This is a genomic window from Amycolatopsis sp. cg9 (assembly GCF_041346945.1).
GTDB lineage: Bacteria > Actinomycetota > Actinomycetes > Mycobacteriales > Pseudonocardiaceae > Amycolatopsis.
Genome location: NZ_CP166851.1, coordinates 154,074 through 168,648 on the forward strand (window position 1 = coordinate 154,074; position 14,575 = coordinate 168,648).

24 protein-coding genes are annotated in these 14,575 nt (G+C 73.2%); 2 read left to right on the forward strand and 22 right to left on the reverse strand.

All coding sequences use genetic code 11. The features are described from left to right. Positions 1-38: 38 nt before the first annotated feature. A complete protein-coding gene (locus tag AB5J73_RS48460; protein ID WP_370973887.1) occupies positions 39-209 on the reverse strand; it encodes a hypothetical protein in 171 nt (56 codons plus the stop codon). A gap of 77 nt (positions 210-286) precedes the next feature. Continuing rightward, positions 287-1,297, reverse strand: coding sequence for a hypothetical protein (locus tag AB5J73_RS48465; protein WP_370973889.1), 1,011 nt, complete (start codon positions 1,295-1,297; stop codon positions 287-289). A gap of 1,211 nt (positions 1,298-2,508) precedes the next feature. Here AB5J73_RS48465 and AB5J73_RS48470 point away from each other — a divergent pair. Next, on the forward strand, positions 2,509-3,135 hold the full coding sequence (locus tag AB5J73_RS48470; protein ID WP_370973890.1) for a hypothetical protein: 627 nt from the start codon (positions 2,509-2,511) through the stop codon (positions 3,133-3,135). Positions 3,136-3,194: 59 nt separating this feature from the next. Here the strand turns inward: AB5J73_RS48470 and AB5J73_RS48475 are convergent, their stop codons facing one another. The 13 genes from AB5J73_RS48475 to AB5J73_RS48535 form a co-directional block, all read right to left on the reverse strand. Further along, on the reverse strand, positions 3,195-3,641 hold the full coding sequence (locus tag AB5J73_RS48475) for a hypothetical protein (RefSeq protein WP_370973892.1): 447 nt from the start codon (positions 3,639-3,641) through the stop codon (positions 3,195-3,197). A gap of 152 nt (positions 3,642-3,793) precedes the next feature. Then, a complete protein-coding gene (locus AB5J73_RS48480; RefSeq protein WP_370973894.1) occupies positions 3,794-4,054 on the reverse strand; it encodes a hypothetical protein in 261 nt (86 codons plus the stop codon). Further along, entirely contained in the window at positions 4,051-4,476 is a 426-nt protein-coding gene (locus AB5J73_RS48485) for a hypothetical protein (protein WP_370973896.1), read from the reverse strand. Before AB5J73_RS48485 ends, AB5J73_RS48480 begins: the two co-directional genes overlap by 4 nt. 109 nt (positions 4,477-4,585) lie before the next feature. Beyond that, positions 4,586-5,185, reverse strand: coding sequence for a hypothetical protein (locus AB5J73_RS48490; protein WP_370973898.1), 600 nt, complete (start codon positions 5,183-5,185; stop codon positions 4,586-4,588). 392 nt (positions 5,186-5,577) lie between these two features. Then, entirely contained in the window at positions 5,578-5,961 is a 384-nt protein-coding gene (locus AB5J73_RS48495) for a hypothetical protein (RefSeq protein WP_370973900.1), read from the reverse strand. A 121-nt stretch (positions 5,962-6,082) separates the two neighbouring features. Next, complete coding sequence (locus tag AB5J73_RS48500; protein ID WP_370973902.1) at positions 6,083-6,226, reverse strand: hypothetical protein; 144 nt, start codon at positions 6,224-6,226, stop codon at positions 6,083-6,085. 40 nt (positions 6,227-6,266) lie between these two features. Further along, positions 6,267-6,617, reverse strand: a complete 351-nt coding sequence (locus AB5J73_RS48505) for a hypothetical protein (protein ID WP_370973904.1) — start codon at positions 6,615-6,617, stop codon at positions 6,267-6,269. Between the two features lie 92 nt (positions 6,618-6,709). Then, entirely contained in the window at positions 6,710-7,177 is a 468-nt protein-coding gene (locus tag AB5J73_RS48510; protein WP_370973905.1) for a single-stranded DNA-binding protein, read from the reverse strand. Between the two features lie 352 nt (positions 7,178-7,529). Continuing rightward, positions 7,530-8,519: a bifunctional DNA primase/polymerase gene (locus AB5J73_RS48515; RefSeq protein WP_370973907.1), complete on the reverse strand. Its 990-nt coding sequence runs from the start codon at positions 8,517-8,519 to the stop codon at positions 7,530-7,532. 146 nt (positions 8,520-8,665) lie between these two features. Then, the gene (locus AB5J73_RS48520) at positions 8,666-8,971 is read right to left on the reverse strand and encodes a hypothetical protein (protein ID WP_370973909.1); all 306 of its coding nucleotides are present in this window, start codon (positions 8,969-8,971) and stop codon (positions 8,666-8,668) included. Positions 8,972-9,073: 102 nt separating this feature from the next. Continuing rightward, positions 9,074-9,586, reverse strand: coding sequence for a hypothetical protein (locus AB5J73_RS48525; RefSeq protein WP_370973911.1), 513 nt, complete (start codon positions 9,584-9,586; stop codon positions 9,074-9,076). 70 nt (positions 9,587-9,656) lie between these two features. Then, positions 9,657-9,926, reverse strand: a complete 270-nt coding sequence (locus tag AB5J73_RS48530; RefSeq protein ID WP_370973913.1) for a hypothetical protein — start codon at positions 9,924-9,926, stop codon at positions 9,657-9,659. 73 nt (positions 9,927-9,999) lie between these two features. Beyond that, a complete protein-coding gene (locus tag AB5J73_RS48535) occupies positions 10,000-10,398 on the reverse strand; it encodes a hypothetical protein (protein WP_370973915.1) in 399 nt (132 codons plus the stop codon). Positions 10,399-10,594: 196 nt separating this feature from the next. On the opposite strand from AB5J73_RS48535, the gene AB5J73_RS48540 reads away from it, so the two are divergent. Next, positions 10,595-11,182 carry a hypothetical protein gene (locus tag AB5J73_RS48540; protein WP_370973917.1) on the forward strand — a complete coding sequence of 196 codons (588 nt, stop codon included), beginning with the start codon at positions 10,595-10,597 and terminating at the stop codon, positions 11,180-11,182. On the opposite strand, the gene AB5J73_RS48545 is transcribed toward AB5J73_RS48540, so the two are convergent. From AB5J73_RS48545 to AB5J73_RS48575, 7 genes are all read right to left on the reverse strand, one after another. Next, positions 11,179-11,358: a hypothetical protein gene (locus AB5J73_RS48545; protein WP_370973919.1), complete on the reverse strand. Its 180-nt coding sequence runs from the start codon at positions 11,356-11,358 to the stop codon at positions 11,179-11,181. The two genes, AB5J73_RS48540 and AB5J73_RS48545, sit on opposite strands and share 4 nt — an antisense overlap. A gap of 212 nt (positions 11,359-11,570) precedes the next feature. Next, positions 11,571-11,996, reverse strand: coding sequence for an SLOG family protein (locus tag AB5J73_RS48550; RefSeq protein WP_370973921.1), 426 nt, complete (start codon positions 11,994-11,996; stop codon positions 11,571-11,573). Positions 11,997-12,156: 160 nt separating this feature from the next. Then, positions 12,157-12,351, reverse strand: a complete 195-nt coding sequence (locus AB5J73_RS48555) for a hypothetical protein (protein WP_370973922.1) — start codon at positions 12,349-12,351, stop codon at positions 12,157-12,159. A 146-nt stretch (positions 12,352-12,497) separates the two neighbouring features. Further along, positions 12,498-12,716, reverse strand: a complete 219-nt coding sequence (locus tag AB5J73_RS48560; RefSeq protein ID WP_370973924.1) for a hypothetical protein — start codon at positions 12,714-12,716, stop codon at positions 12,498-12,500. A 55-nt stretch (positions 12,717-12,771) separates the two neighbouring features. Beyond that, a complete protein-coding gene (locus AB5J73_RS48565; RefSeq protein WP_370973926.1) occupies positions 12,772-13,233 on the reverse strand; it encodes a hypothetical protein in 462 nt (153 codons plus the stop codon). Positions 13,234-13,377: 144 nt separating this feature from the next. Then, positions 13,378-14,259: a hypothetical protein gene (locus AB5J73_RS48570; RefSeq protein WP_370973928.1), complete on the reverse strand. Its 882-nt coding sequence runs from the start codon at positions 14,257-14,259 to the stop codon at positions 13,378-13,380. After that, positions 14,256-14,501 (reverse strand): hypothetical protein, encoded by a 246-nt coding sequence (locus AB5J73_RS48575; RefSeq protein ID WP_370973930.1) that lies wholly within the window; start codon positions 14,499-14,501, stop codon positions 14,256-14,258. The genes AB5J73_RS48570 and AB5J73_RS48575 overlap by 4 nt, the downstream gene beginning before the upstream one ends. Positions 14,502-14,575 lie beyond the last annotated feature (74 nt).

Genomic DNA, 14,575 nt, shown 5'->3' on the forward strand with positions numbered 1-14,575 from the left:
CGGCGGAAACCGGGGGGCCTGGGCGGCGGGGCGGGCGGCTAGTCGGTCCAGCTCTGCCGACGGGCGGCGCGGCGGGCGCGGCGGTTCGCGCGGACCTTCGCGCGCTTGGCGCGGCCGCGACCGGGCTTGACGTCGCGGCGGTGGTCGAACATGTCCACTTCTTCGCCGTCGTGGCGGGCGCGGCGGCCGGTGCTGGGGTGGGTGCTCATCGCGGGGGCTCCTGCGGTTCGGGCGGGCGGCTGGCGGCGGGCGGGGTCCGGCCCGGCGGGCCGGACCCCTGCGCGGACTACGCGGCGGCGGTCTCGGCGCGGCACTCGGTGCACAGTCCGTCGTCGGCGGACAGCCAACGCACGTCGCGCGCCTTGCGCGTCTCCCCGCACGACCCGCAATCGGCAAGCTCGGTCACCTCGACGGGCGCGGCGAGACGGTCGAAAGCGTCGGCGTAGAACTGGTGGGCGGTCGCGTAGTCGGCGATCAACCCGCGAACAACGGGGTCGGTCGCCTCGCGCCACTCCCGGCGCATGGCGCGCATGACGGCGTCCGTAGACATGACCTGGGCGGCGATGAAATCGCATCGCGCGTAGACAGCAGACCGAAGGCTGTGCACGGCAGGCAGGGCGGGGACCCCGGCGACTCCGGTTTCCCGGCACTCGACACACAGTCCGTCGTCGTTGCGCTCCTCCGCGATGCGTTCGGCGTTCACCTCGCCCGGCCCTCGGCTGATCCAGCACCCCACACACCGCGTGCCGCCGGTGCCGAACAAGGCGGCGCGGTCGTAATCGAAACCGGAGGCGTAGACCTGCGCCGCGCGGGCGGCGTCGTCGCGGTCGCGCAACTGCTCGCCGTCTGCGACCCCGGCGCGCTCGGCCTGGTACTTGGCGAACTCGGCGGCGTCGGCCTGCTCCTGCCGGGAGCGGCGACGGCGGCGCAGCTCGGCCCGCTGCTCGGTCTTGACGGTGCTCGGAGCCTGGTACTTGTTGCGGCCGTTCCAGCGGGGCGCGCGGCCGGTGTCGGCCTGCGGGCGGCGGCGCTGCTCGCCGTTCTTGGGCGCGCACGCGGCGATGATCGCGCGGTCGCCTTCACTGGGGGCGCTGGCCCACCACTGACGGAGGATGTCAACGGCGGTACGCGGCCGGTTCTCCAACAGGTCGGCGATCCGGGCGATGAGCCACAGTTCGCGGGTCTCGGCGACGTTGAGCAGCTTCTTTCCCAGCTTGCGGGCGGCGGGAATGTTCCCGGCCTCCACCAGCGCGGTCAGCTCGGAAATGGTCTCCGGAACGGAAGCGATAACAGACATGAAATGAACCCCACTACTGAGTTTTTCCGCTTCACCAGGTCTGGCGTTCCCGGTGTTTCTTACAGGTTTGAGTCTAGTAGCGAAAGGGCTGTTTTGCAAGGTCAGAGCGGGTTTTTGGCCGACAATTTTCTGTGACTTTTCCCGCCATCTTGACCCCCTGAACAGCGGTTTTACCCCGCGCAAAACCGGAAGCGCACAACAAAAGCCTATTAGCGCTTAACTGATTGCTGCCCTTTCCTCCCCCTCCCCCCTGCCCCTGCCATCTCTTGTGTCGTGGCAGTCGGGTCAAGGTGGGCCCCGAAAAAGATTTTGTCGGAGCTTGCGGAGACAAAATGTTTTTTGGGTGCCTTGAGGCGGCTGACGCGACATAAGACGATCGAGGTCAGGGGGGCCCTGGTGACCACCCAGTGCCGTCAAGGTGAGTCGCCGGATGCCGGCCGGGACGTGATCGGGTCGCGTCCGGCCCGGCGGGCCGCCGAACCGGCCGACAGGCCGCGGCGTACCGGTCACGACTGGGAACCGTCAGGGCGGCCCTGCCGGGGTGGTTGCGCGTCGCGACGGCGCCGCCGGCGGGCGATCCGGCGGCCGCGTCGCGGCCTGCGGCTGGGAACCGTCAGGACGGGAGCAGCCGCTGCCGAACAGAACCTGACGGTTCCCAGCTGCCCAGGTCGGCGGCGGTGTCGTTCGTCTCGGTCAGCACTGAAGTCATGGTGACAACGGACTGCGGGTGAGGCCGCACGCCCCGGTCGTCCACCGTCGTGCGCTGTCTGGGCGCCGCCCGTCGACGGGCTCGCGCTGCCGGTCCTCCGGCCGACCGGCCGGTGCGGGCGCGACCGGTTGGCGGTTCGCACGCGAGGTGGTGCCGGCGGCGCCGCCCAGCGGCTACACTGGGTGGCGCGCCGGTCAGGTCCGCTGAGGCCCTCCGCGCCGGCGCACCGTCGATCGCAGTTTCTGGCGAGATCCGCTTCCGGGCGGTGAGCCCTTCGGGGCTTATGCGATCGGCACCTCAAAGGCGTGTCCCAGCCCTCGGGCGGGACACGCCTTTTGCGTTGCGGGGCTGGTTCGCCGCACCGCGCCGGGTGGCAACTGGTCTGGCCGCGTGTGCCCTGTCGCTGCGTGTCGGTTCCCTCTCGACGTCCACATGAGTTGACGTTCGCGGTATGGTGTCCGACGTCGGAGGAACCGGAACGCAGGTCACAGGGGGTAGGAACATGGCCGAGCCGACGAAGCAGACCCGCCGCCGCGGTCGCCGGTCGACCAGGGTCAGCCAGCAACTGGAGGCGGCGCGCAAGCGCAACGCCGAGCAGCTGGCCAAGCAGCGCCAGCAGGAGGAGGCCGTCGAGGCCGCGCTGGCGAAGTTCTTCGACGCCGGCGACCAGATCGCCGCGGCGGACGCGGACTGCCAGCGGAAGGTCGAGCCGCACGAGCAAGCCATCGCGCAGCTGCGCACGCAACGGGATGAGCTGGTCGCCGCGCAGGAAGCGGAGCAGGGGCTGGCCGCGCTGGCGATGCACGAGGCCGACCGGACGGTCGAGCAGGTCGGCGAGCTGCTGGGTCTGGGGGAGAAGGCCACGCGGCGGCTGATCGCGACGGGCCGGGAGGCCAGGGCGAAGCTGGAGGCGAGCCAGGGCGAGCAGGGCGGCGGCACGCCGCCGTCCGATCCGGCGAACGATCACCGCGGCCGGGGCGCGGACGGCAGTGCTCGCGGTGAGGACGTCGTGCCGTCGCCGGACGGGGCGGAGGCCGCGCCGGCCGGCGTGCAGGGTTGGCCTGCCGGAGCTGGTGGTGAGGAGGCCGCGCCCGCGGCGCGGCCGGTGCCCGGCGCGGTCAGCGCATAGAAGACGGGAAGGGGGCGGACCGATCCGGTCCGCCCCCTTCCCGTGCTTTCGCGCCTGGTTCAGCGGGTGCGGTGTACCTGCCGCGGCCGGGCGGCGTAGGTGCGGGCGCCGGGTGCGGGGTGCGTGGCACGGAACCAGCGCACCCACACCACCGTGGTGGTGACCGCGCCGACGAGCATCAGCAGCATGCCGACGGCGAGCAGGTTGCCCAGCTGTCCGATGGCGATGGCCAGCGGCACAACGACGGCGCCGGCCAGGGTGCCCCACAGCAGGCGGCGGCGGGCGATTGCGGGCAGCAGCCAGAACCGGGTCAGCCTGGCCACGGCGATGCCGACCAGGGCGCCGAACACGATCAGGACCGGCAGGGCGGTCAGCCACGGGCTGGCGGGGGCGAAGGCCCGGCCGGTCAGCACGGCGATCAGTCCGGCGACGGCGGCTCCGACGCCGGCGCCGATGCCCGCGGCGCCGATGAATCGCCAGAAGACGACGAACGTGGTGACCCTCATGTCGTCCGAGGGTAGGGCACCTGCGCGTCCTGGTCTGCGGAAATTCCCGGTCCGGGCGTGCCGCGGCGGGGGCGGCACGGTGGGCCCGCCGGGTCTGGCGGTGGGGCGGGACAGGCCCGGCCGGTGTCCAGCCGGGCGGCGCTGGGGTGCGGTCACCGCGGCTTCCGCCTGGAGGCCGGGAGCAGCTTGGTGAGCACGTACAGCTGCCCGTGCCGGTAGGCGGCGCGGGCGGTCAGCCCACTGACGAGTGCCGCCGCGATCACGGTGACCGCCCCGTTCGGCCAGCACGGGGGTGCCAGCGCGCCGAGGACGAGGCTGGCCAGGGCGGTCGCGATGGCGGCGATCCAGGCGCGCCGTTCGGAGCGGCGCCAGCGGCGGGCCCGCTCCGCGGTGGTGGTGTCGGGTGTGTTCACCGGGCCTCCTGGAGGGCGGCGCGGGCACGGGCGGCGGCGTCGCGCAATTGCTGGGCCGCGGCGCGGGGGGAACGCAGGGCGAAGCGGAACCAGGCGACGTCCTCGCGCCAGGCTTCGACGCAGGCGTCGCAGGGAACGCGCTGGGGCGGGCGGCCGGCGCTGAAATCCAGGTAGTCGCGGGAGCCTTCGCACGCATCGCAGTGGGCGCGCCAGTACTTGCAGTGCGGAGGTTGGGCGTACCAACCCTGGCTGGCGCACGAGGGGCAGGCGCACTTGCCGGGGCCGCTGGCGGCCGGGGGCGGGGTACTCGGGAGGCGGAACCGGTCCGGGCCGCGGCCGAAGAACGTCTCGTACCGCAGGCCGCCGTAGTTGACCCGGAGGTCGAAGGCGTCGGTGCCGGCCGGGTAGATGCCGATGCGCATGGATGTGGGCTCCTTGCCTGGGGTGGGTGGTCGGGGACGCCGCGCTCGACGGAGGCCACGCGGTGGGGGAGCCGTCCGGGGTGGACGGCTCCCCTAGGGCTGGGCGGGTTCAGCGGGTCCGGGTCGAGACGCCGAAGCCGCCGCGGGTGATCGCGGGGTTGCGGGTCGGCGCCGCCGCGGTGGTGCGGGCTGCGGAGGTCGGCGGGGCGGTCGTCGCGGCGGGTTTGGTGCTGGCCGTGGTCGGCGTGGTGGTTCGGGCCGGGACGGTGGCCTGGTTGTGGGCGGCGGCCGCGGAGGCGCGTACGGAGGTGATCGAGCCGCCGGACGGGGATGCACCGCGGTCGATGACGACCACGGTGGTGGAGGTGGCCACCGGCACGGTGTGGATGATCGGCACGCCGATGACCGGCTGGTTGTAGGCGGCGATGACGCCGGTGTAGCTGGGCGGGTAGTAGTCCCACAGGTAGCCGGCGCGCGAGAGCGCGGCACCGGTGTAGGGGTCGGCGCCGCCGCAGAAGGTGTCGGCCACCCGCCAGTGGGTGACCGGGTCGACGCACACGCCCACGTAGGCCACGGTCGGCGCGGCTGGCGGTGCGGCGACCGGGTGGCCGCAGGCGGCCAGCAGGGCGGCGGCCGTAATGGTGCCGCCGGCCAGGACGGCGGCGACGACGTGGGTCCGGCGGCGGGCCGGTGTCGTGGTCGTGCTCAACGGGACCTCCTCTGCGTTGCCTGCGGGCGTGGTCGTCCGCAGTGCGGGTGAGCGGGAAGGGGCACGCGGCGGCCCTCGGCCGGGCGCGGGCCGCTGGGTGAGGGCGGCGCGCCCGGCCGAGGGGTGAGCGGGCAGCAGCGCCGTGGGGGGGTGTGGGCGCGCGCCTCGGCTCGGCCGGATGGCGTGAGGCCGCCCGGTGATGGGCGGCTGGTGGGCCCGCAGGACCGGCTGGGGCGCATACGGTCCATGGCCGACGACTCGCCTCGCGTCCAACGCTTCGGCTAGCCGGTCCTGCGGGTGTTCGGGGCGCGCCCGGCGGGCGCGGTGGGACAGCGAGGGCCCGCCGGCGTCGGTGCGCTCGGGGCGGGCCCTCGCTGGGTTTGAGGGGCTGGTCAGGTGCTGTCGAGGCCGCACTGCGGGCACAGCAGGGCGATGCCGTCGGGGGCATCGGGGTCGGTGGCGTCGGTGATCTGGCTGCCGTCGGCGGCGAACCAGATGCCGCGGCCGGAGTCGTCTGAGCATTCCTCGGGGCGGGCGGCCGGCCAGGTGAGGCCGGGAACCTCGATGACGGTCCGGCCGGGGTAGACCCATTCGCGGTCGAACGGGTCGTCGGCGCCGCCGTGCCAGCGGACGAGTTCTTCGCGCTGGCGCAGGGCGGTGCCTGCCAGGTCGGGTGCCTCGAACGGCGGGTAGCCGCGGGCGCGGGCGAATTCGGCGGCCCGTTCGGCGAAGCTGGTCGCCGGCGTGGCGGTACCTGCGGTGGTCGTGGTGGACAACGGGTTCCTCCCGGGCGGGGTTGCCGGACAGAAGTCGGGCCCGGACGCGCGATGGCGTCCGGGCCCGATGTGCGATGGCTGGGGACGGGGGTTGCGGCTGAAGGCAGCCCTTGCCCGGCGTTCAGACGCAGGGCAAGCCGCAGGGCTCGCCGGCGACCTTCTCGTACCAGCAGAGTCGGCAGATCACGTAGATCTCGTCCTCGAGGGGAAGCGGCGGCGCGGGCGGTGGTGGCGTTTCGGACGTCCAGACCAGGACTGACGACATGTGTGCGGTTCCTCCGGCACGGGATGAGCGGCAGGGCGGATCAGGCTCCGGGCGTAGGCGCACCGAGTTCGGGGGCGGGCGCACGCCGGGGCGGTTGGTCAGAACAGGGCCTGGTCGCGGAAGCCGGGGCACCACCGGACGGGCGCACTGCCGGCGGCCAGCCCGCCCGCTCCATTCGAGCGCGCACGCTCTCGGGCAGGAAACGGCGGTACTGCGGGGCGACGGTGACGTCGCCTTGGCGCGCCCGTTCTCGCGTAGTGCGCAGCAGGTTCTGGCGGTGCAGGTCAACTGTCGCCCCGCACCGCTCGTAGTACGCCCGCGCGTCGCGCTTGATGCGGGCAGTCGCGCGACGCTCCATAAGGCTCGCGACGTTCTTGTGCTGCTTGGTCATGACGACTCCGGACGAAGGCACGAGGTTGGACAGCCGGTGGGCGCCCGGCGTGCGCCCACCAGTTCGGGGCGGGCGCACGCCGGGGCGGTCGGTCAGAACGGCGGCTGCTCGCCGAAGCCGTTCTCGCCGGCGGCCGGGGCCGAGCTCCACGGGTCGTCGGCCGGCGTGCCGTTGCCGCCGCCGTTGCCCTGGCTGCGGGAGACCTTGCTGACCTTCGCCGTGGCGTAGCGCAGCGACGGGCCGATCTCGTCGACCTCCAGCTCCACGACGGTGCGCTTCTCGCCCTCCTTGGTCTCGAAGGAGCGCTGCTTGAGGCGCCCGGTCACGACGACGCGGGCGCCGCGGGTCAGCGACTCGGCGACGTTCTCGGCGTACTGGCGCCAGATGTTGCACCGCATGAACAGCGCGTCGCCGTCCTTCCACTCGCCGGACTGCCGGTCGAAGAAGCGCGGGGTCGAGGCGACGGTGAAGCCGGCGACGGCCGCGCCGGAGGTGGTGAAGCGCAGTTCCGGGTCGGCGGTCAGGTTGCCGACGATGGTGATGACGGTCTCTCCAGCCATGGCGAGCACTCCCTTGCAGATCGGTGATCAGGTCACCGACAGCCCGGTCTCGGCTTTCTGCCTCACCCGTTGGCGGGTTCGGCCCGAGGGGGCTGTCGATCTGCGGAGCGGAGATCAGGCCGTGGCAGGGCCCCGAAGGGGGCGGCGGGGGTTCCGGCCCGTGCTTTTTGGGCCGGGTTCATCGGCGCGGACCCTGCCGCGGCCTGATTCGCTTAGAGCAGATCGACAGCCCCCGGTCCGAATCCGCTGGCCCCTCCGCCTCCTCCGTTCCTCTGTTTTTGCTTGTGGGCCGGGCTTGCTGAACGGATTTGCTGGGCGGGGATGTGCTCGTGCCGGGGCGGGCGCGCGGAGGTCAGGCCGCGCGGTCGGCCAGCCGCCGCGGGTAGAGCGCGCCGGCTTCCAGGCCGTCGCTGATCGCGTCGTCGGCTTCGCCGGTGGGGATGCGGCGTTGCTGCGCGGCGATGTGCAGGGCGGCGCGGGCCTCGTCGTCGGTGAACTCGCCGCCGCCGACCAGGCGGCCCAGGGTGTAGGCGGCGCGCACGAGGGTGTCGTGGGCGGTGTGCGGGGCGGCGTGGGCGACGGTGTCGGCGACCTTGTCGAGGTAACGCTGGCGGCGGGTGTCGGACAGTGGGCGGACGTCGCCGAACTCGACCGGCTCGGGCAGCGGTCGCGGCGGCGGGGTGAACAGCGGCACCAGCCAGCCGGGCAGCGGCGCGATCGGTGCGTGGCGCGCGACGGTGTAGACGCCGTCGCGGCGGACCGAGCCGGGCGCGACGATGAACCCGCCGCGGCCGCGGCTGTCGATGCGCCACCCGGCCCGGCCGGCGGTGTTGCGCAGCGTGCTGTCCTGGCCGACCCGGAAGTACAGGTGCAGGGACGGACTGGGGCTGCGGCCGGTGAAGGTGTCGCCGGGGTAGGGCTGGCCGGCCTGCTCGGCCAGGCGGGCGAGGACGTCGCGGCCGTGGCGGGCACCGGCCCATTCCGGCGGCGGGTCCTCGCCGTGGTCGGGGTCGAGGTCGAGCACGTAGAGGTTGGAGGGGCCGCAGGCGATGCCGACGTTGCAGGTCGGCGAGGCGCCCCACCAGTAGCGAATCAGGTCTGGGTCGGTGGTGGCGCGCTGTTCCCAGCCCAGATGCCCGTCGGCGCACACGCCGGTGCCTTGGCAGCGGCGCTTGCCGTGCAGGCAGGGCGTCTTCGAGCGCGGCCAGAGCGGGAACACGTACAGGCCCTGGCGGGCGGCGGCCAGGGCGACGCCCATCAGGCGCGGCGCCGGGCGGCGCCGCCAGGTGCGTCCCCTCGTGGTGCGCCGGCGAACCGCGCCGGCGGGTCGTGGTGCGGTCATGGTCATCTCCCCTTGGATCCAGAGTACCCCGGCGTTTTCCCTGTTCAGGGCTCTCAGGTGAGGTGGCGTCGGTGCGCGGGCGGACGCTCGGGGATGCGGCCGCGCGGACCGGCGACGGGTAGTGGTCGCCGGTCCGCGCGACGCGGTCAGCTCTCCTTGCGGGCCTGGGTGTCCGGCGCGTCGAGCGCGGCGTCGACGTCCTGCTGGGCGTTGAGCACGTCGAGCAGCGCGGCGATCGCCTGCTCGATGTCGGCGGACTCCGTCTTCGCCACGACGGTGTCGCCGGCGCTGACCGCCGCGGCGGCGCCGAACGGCACCTTGAGGGTGACGATCTTGTAGTCGCGGCCGGCGACGCTCACCATCGTGGCGCGTGCGCGCAGCAGGAACGGAACCCAGATTTTCTTGTGCGGCTTGCTCACGACGACGTCGTCGCGGGTGAGCGCCTGGGACATGCGGTTCTCCTCATCACTCGGTTTCCGGAGGCCGGCGGCGGGGTGGTCGGCCCGCCGCCGGGGATCGGGGGTCACTACGGAGGGGTCTCGGGTGGAGCGGGATCACCGCGCGGTGGCGGGAGCGGCGATCCGGCGGAGGTGCAGTCGCACCAGCACGCCCAGGAAGGGCAGCGAGGGCGGGTGGGTTCCGACACCGTCCAGTCGCGGGTCGTCGTCGACCGGGATCTCGCCGTCGACGGTGAGCTGCCAGTGGTCGCCGCGCGGGCCGTAGGGGGCGGACTCGGTGCGCGAGACAACGGTGATTACCTGGCCGTCGTCGGTGCGCAGGCGGGCGGTGACCTCGCAGCCGACCGGCAGGTGCTCGGGCACCGTGTCGTCCTCGTGCGGGCCGCGGGCGAGCAGTTCGCGGTAGTGCAGCGACAGCGGGGTTCCGCCCAGGGCGATGTACAGCTCGACCAGGTGTCCGCGGGCCCAGTTGTGGACGCCCAGGCTGCCGAGGTGGCCGCGGCGCGGGACGTTGGTCTCGACCTCGTCGCGCAGGACGTAGCTGCGGCAGGCGTCGTGCGGGGTGAGCCGGTGCGTCCCGGCGGGCCGGATGTCGGTGGCGGACGGCACGGGAACCTCCTGGTGGGTCGGGTGCGGCAGGGGTCGGGAGGCCGGCGGCTGCGCCGCCGCCTCCCGCGGGTCAGTTCTGGTCGGCGGGCTGGGAGTTGAGGACGTCGAGCAGGGCGGAGACGACCAGTTCGGTGTTGGCGGTGTCCTGCTCGACCAGGGCCTCGGTGGCGGGGTAGACGGTGGTGCGGTCGCCGATCAGCCAGCTCTTGACGGTCTGCACCTGGTAGCGCTTCCCGGCGACGGTCAGCTGGGTGAGCTCGGCGCGCACGATGCCGGGGATGTGAAAGCTCGTGCGGGGTTCGCTCAGGAAGACGTCGTCGCGGGTGAGCACCTGGGACATGCGGTTCTCCTTGATTACTCGGTTTCCAGGGGGCCGGCGGCGGGATGGTCGGTCCCGCCGCCGGGGGATCGGGTCAGTACAGGGGCGTGGTGCCGGGCGCGGTGATCTGCTTGACCGGCGGTGCCTCGGGCAGTTCGCGCCAGCCGGAGGCGTCGCAGGAGTAGAAGCGGCCGTCGATGCCGAGGACGTCTCCGATCGACAGGGAGCGGTTGCGGCGGGCGCGGTAGTCCAGCGCCCGGGGGTCCGGGGTGCCGAACTGCGGGTCGTCGCCGATGTTGAACAGCTCGAACGCCTCGTCAGCCAGGGTGTGGTCGTGGGTGTCGCCCTGCGGGCGGGTGGTGTAGGTGAAGACCTCGGTGACCGTCTGGCCGGACTCGTAGCCGCGCAGGAACTTGTCGTGGGCGTGGTTGTTGTGGAACACCCGCACCCACACCGCGGCGGGCGCGCCGGCGGTGGCCTGGATGGTGGACATGGCCCCTCCTGGAATGCAGAAGGCCCGGCCGGGGCCGGGCCCGGGACGGGCCGCGCACCCGGGGCCGGGCCGTGGTGGAAGCTGGCGGAAACGTGGCCAAAAACTGGCCAAAATTTGGCAAAACCGCAGTTCAGGCCACCTGTATGGCGGCGCGGGGGCGCCGGAATTGTCGGTGGGCTCCCTTACGCTGGGGTGCATGACGGCGGCCGCGCGGGATGAGGCCGCGGCTGCGCCGCGGCCGCGGCGGCCGCAGCCCGTGCTGTGGGTCGATCCGCAGGTGCACGCCGAGGAGATCGCGCGGTTCCGGCGCAAGGTGGTGGTGCCGCCGCCGAACGAGGACGGCTCGCCGAGCCCGATGTGCTCGTTGTGGAGCCGTGCGGTGGGCAACGACGGCTACGGCCGGTTCTCGATCACCCGCGGCGGGCAGGAGATCACGGTGAAGCCGCACCGGTACGCGGTTGCGCTGCGGCTGGGGATCACGGTCGCCTACGGGCAGGTCATCGAGCACGTGGTGTGTGACAACCCGTTGTGTTGCCTGGCCGACCCCGACTTGACCGTGGGCCACATCTGGCCCAGCACCCAGGCGGAGAACCTGCGTCGCATGGCCGCCAAGGGCCGCGGTGGCGGCCGCTGGTGGCACCGGAAGTGGAGTGGCTTGAACCGGACCGAGCGCGCGGAGCGGTCCCGCCAGCTGCGCGACGTCGTCGCCGAGCACGGCTGGGACGAGGAACGCATCCGCGCGGTGTTGCTGCGCATCGATCCGGCGCAGACCGTGCTGTTCTAGCCGGTGATCACCCCGTCGGGCACGACGACGTCGCTGGCCAGGATCTGCGCCCACGCGCGGTGATCGGGGCAGGTCAGCGTCTGGCCGACCTCGTAGTCCCCTTCCATGTCGAACAGGCAGCCGCAGTCGAGTTCGATGGCGGTGACGGTGCGCGCCTTCAGCTCGAGGGAATCCATCCCCGTACTCCGTTCGCTTGGTTGTTCACCTCGCGCGGGAGCTGGTCGCGCTCCAGCGCGGTCCCCGCCGTCTCGGTGGGGCGCACTCGGATCGCGCCGGGCGCGGTTCGGGGTCAAGCCGCGGTGCTGTTCCGCGGCTTGACCCCGGGGCGTGGCCGGGGCAGAGTGCGGCGCCCCACCGAGACGGCGGGGACGGTGCCGCACTCCCTCCGTCACCCCTGCCTCACCGGCATCCCGGCCACGGTCGGCACGGTGGTGGCGCGGTGGACGGTGGTCCAGATCCCGGCTCGCCGGGCGAGGCCCGCGGTGTGGGTCGCGCCGGAGGAGCCGTCCAGGATGAACGCGAGGCAGCGCTCGGCGCCGAGGTCGACGGCGGCCTGCACCATCTCCTCGTTGCGGCGGAATCCGGCGTCGCGGCGGAAGGTGCCGTCCTGCACCCACTGCGCGGGGTAGCGGTCGACGCGGCCGCCCCAGTGGGTCCAGCAGTCCTCGCACAGCAGGTCGGCGCCGCGCGGGCAGGCCCCGGACATCAGGATCGTGTCCGGGTGCCAGACCTGGGCGAGCGCGTCGCGGATGACGGTGGTGTCGGTCCACAGCTGGGAGCCGGTGATCAGCACCCGCCGGTAGATCTTCTCCATCACGAGCCACCTCCGATGTCGCTGTCCCGCGGTGCGCGGGGCGGAGGTGGGTGCACGTGGCCGGGTCGGCGGGGTCCAGCGGGGTGTGCTGGAGGCCGTCGACCCGGCCACGTACCGTGTGCCGGCCCGCCTGCCGGGAGAGCGGCGGCGAAGGCGGCGTTCAGTCGATCCAGTCCTCGTCGTCGCCGAAGATCACCACACCGAAGTACACGGCGGCGATGGAGATGATGTAGGCGGACCACCAGCCGATGTGGCGGCCGAACAGGGCGACTACGCCGATGATCAGCAGGGCGAGCACGGCGGCGAACGCCAGCTTGATGACGGTTTTGATCAGGAACTCGACGAACTCGATCATGACAGGGCCTCACTCGGTGTCGGGGGCGCAGCGGCGGGTGGTCGGTCCGCCGGCGGGCGCGGGGCAGGTAAAAGGGCGAAGGCCCGGACGCCTCCTGGTGCGGGGAGGTGTCCGGGCCTTCGGGTCGGGTCTGGAGCCTGGGCGGGTTAGTGCTGGTGGCGGGGCGGGTCGTCGCAGTCGGCCAGGTGGTGGGTCAGCCACCGTGCGGCGGCGTCGGGTCTGCCGTGGGACTCCAGCAACCCGACCAGCACGTTGACTTCGCGGCAGGCCAGGGCGAAGGCGATGTCGGCGGCGAGGACGGGGTCGGAGAACACGTCGACGAACACGTCGAGCGGGTCGTAGACCAGCTGCTCGGGTGCAGGCATGGCGCACCTCCTCTCGAGGGGTCGGGCAGCGGCGGGCGCGCTGCCGGGGGGCGGGTTAGTGCACGCGGAAGCCGCCGTAGCGGGCGGCGGTGCGCAGGAACGGGATGACGTCGTCGGCGAAGGCGGCGGGGTGGTCCGCGCCGGCGGCGAGGGCGATCTCGTAGGCGGCCAGGGCCTCGGCGCACTCGTCGCCGGTGACGTGCCAGCCGTCGCCGCTGGCCAGCTTGTGCCAGGGGATGCCGGGCAGCCGGGCGGCGCCGTGTGTGCCGTGGTCGGCCTGGACCTGGGTCAGGGCCTGCATGTAGGCGCGGGCGCGGTCGGTGACCGGCTGCTCGCCGTCGAAGTCGTGCCGGTCGAGGTGGTCGCTGGCGGGGAAGTCCGGGACCGGGCTCGGGTGGGCCATGTCCAGCTCGGCCATCGCCTGGCACAGGCTGGTGGTGCCGTGGGCGAACCCGCGCTCGATGCGGGTCGTGGTCTCGAAGTCGGGGGCGCTGGGGACGTGCATCTCGTAGCCCACCTGGGCTCCTTCCGCTCGGTGTTGCGTGGCGGCCCGGGGTGGTCGGTCCCGGACCTGGGTGTGCCGCGGCGGCCACGCCGCGCTCCCGTCCGGCAGGGCGGGGCGTGGCCGGCCGCGGCACCGGCAGTGCTCAGCTGCGGTGGCTCAGCCGGTGATGAACTCGTTGTCCTCGTAGGCGGCGAAGCAGCCGCGGATCCGCGCGGCGGCGTTCGGGCTGGCCTTGTCGGCCAGGCCGCGGCCGGTCTCGCGCCAGTCGGCAAGCCGGTGCCCGGCGCCGGGGTCGACGACGGTGACCTCGGCGGGGTGCGGGACGCCGTCGAGGAAGGCGGCGACCTCGGTCCCGGCGTCGGGGTCGCGGTCGACCACGACTTCCAGCCGGAGCCGGTGCTGTTCGGTGATCGCCGCGTGCTCCAGTTCGGCCACGGCGGCGGAGATCTCGTCGATGACCGTGGCGGCCCCGGCCGCGCGGTCGCGGCGGCGGGCCGAGTGGCGGGTGCGTATCCGGTCGAGGTGGTCGCGCAGCCGTCCCAGCACCTCGATGTGGCTCAGGACGTCGCTGCATCGGGCGGCGGCCTCGGCGGCACCACTGGTGAGCCGGCCGAGGTCGCCGGGCGCGGGCAGCGTGACCCGGTAGACGTTGTCCGTGAGCTGTTCCCAGAACCGGCGTGGGTCGTTGTCGCCGACCAGGGCGTCCAGCTCCGACTCGATGTCCTCGACCAGCTGGTCGAGGGTGGCTCCGTCGGTGGTGCGGTAGTCGTCGGGGCAGGTGGACACGCCGCCGTCGTCGGTCCACCGGTGGCCCTCGGTGTCCTTGACCGCGGTGAGGGCGAGCTCGCCGTCGACCTCGCCCATGGTGACGATCAGTTCGGTGGCGCCGGGGAACGGGCCGGACACCCAGTAGGCGACCCGCAGGAGGCGGGCGCGGCGCATCGCCGCGCCCGCGGCGTCGTGGAATTCGAAGGCGCGGCGCAGAAACACCGCCTGCGGGGTGGCCGGGTCCGGGACGCGGCGGATCGGCACGGTCATGCCGCGGCCGCGGTCGTGGTCTTCGCCGCCGGCCTGGTGGCCGGCTTGGTGGCCGCGGTGGTCTTGCCGGTCGCGGCGGTGGGCTTGGCCGGAGTCTTCGTGGCCGCGGCCGGCCGGACGGCGGTCTCGGGCTCGTCCTCGGCGGTCTCCTCCACATCGTCGACCGGGGTCTGGATGCCGTAGCGGATGCGGTCGCACACGGCCTCGACCAGGCGGGAGGCGTTCGCGCAGAGAACGACCATGGCCAGGATGGTCAGGGCACCAAGAATCTCATTCCACATTGGACACATCTCCTCGCGTCGTGGGTGCTGCTCCG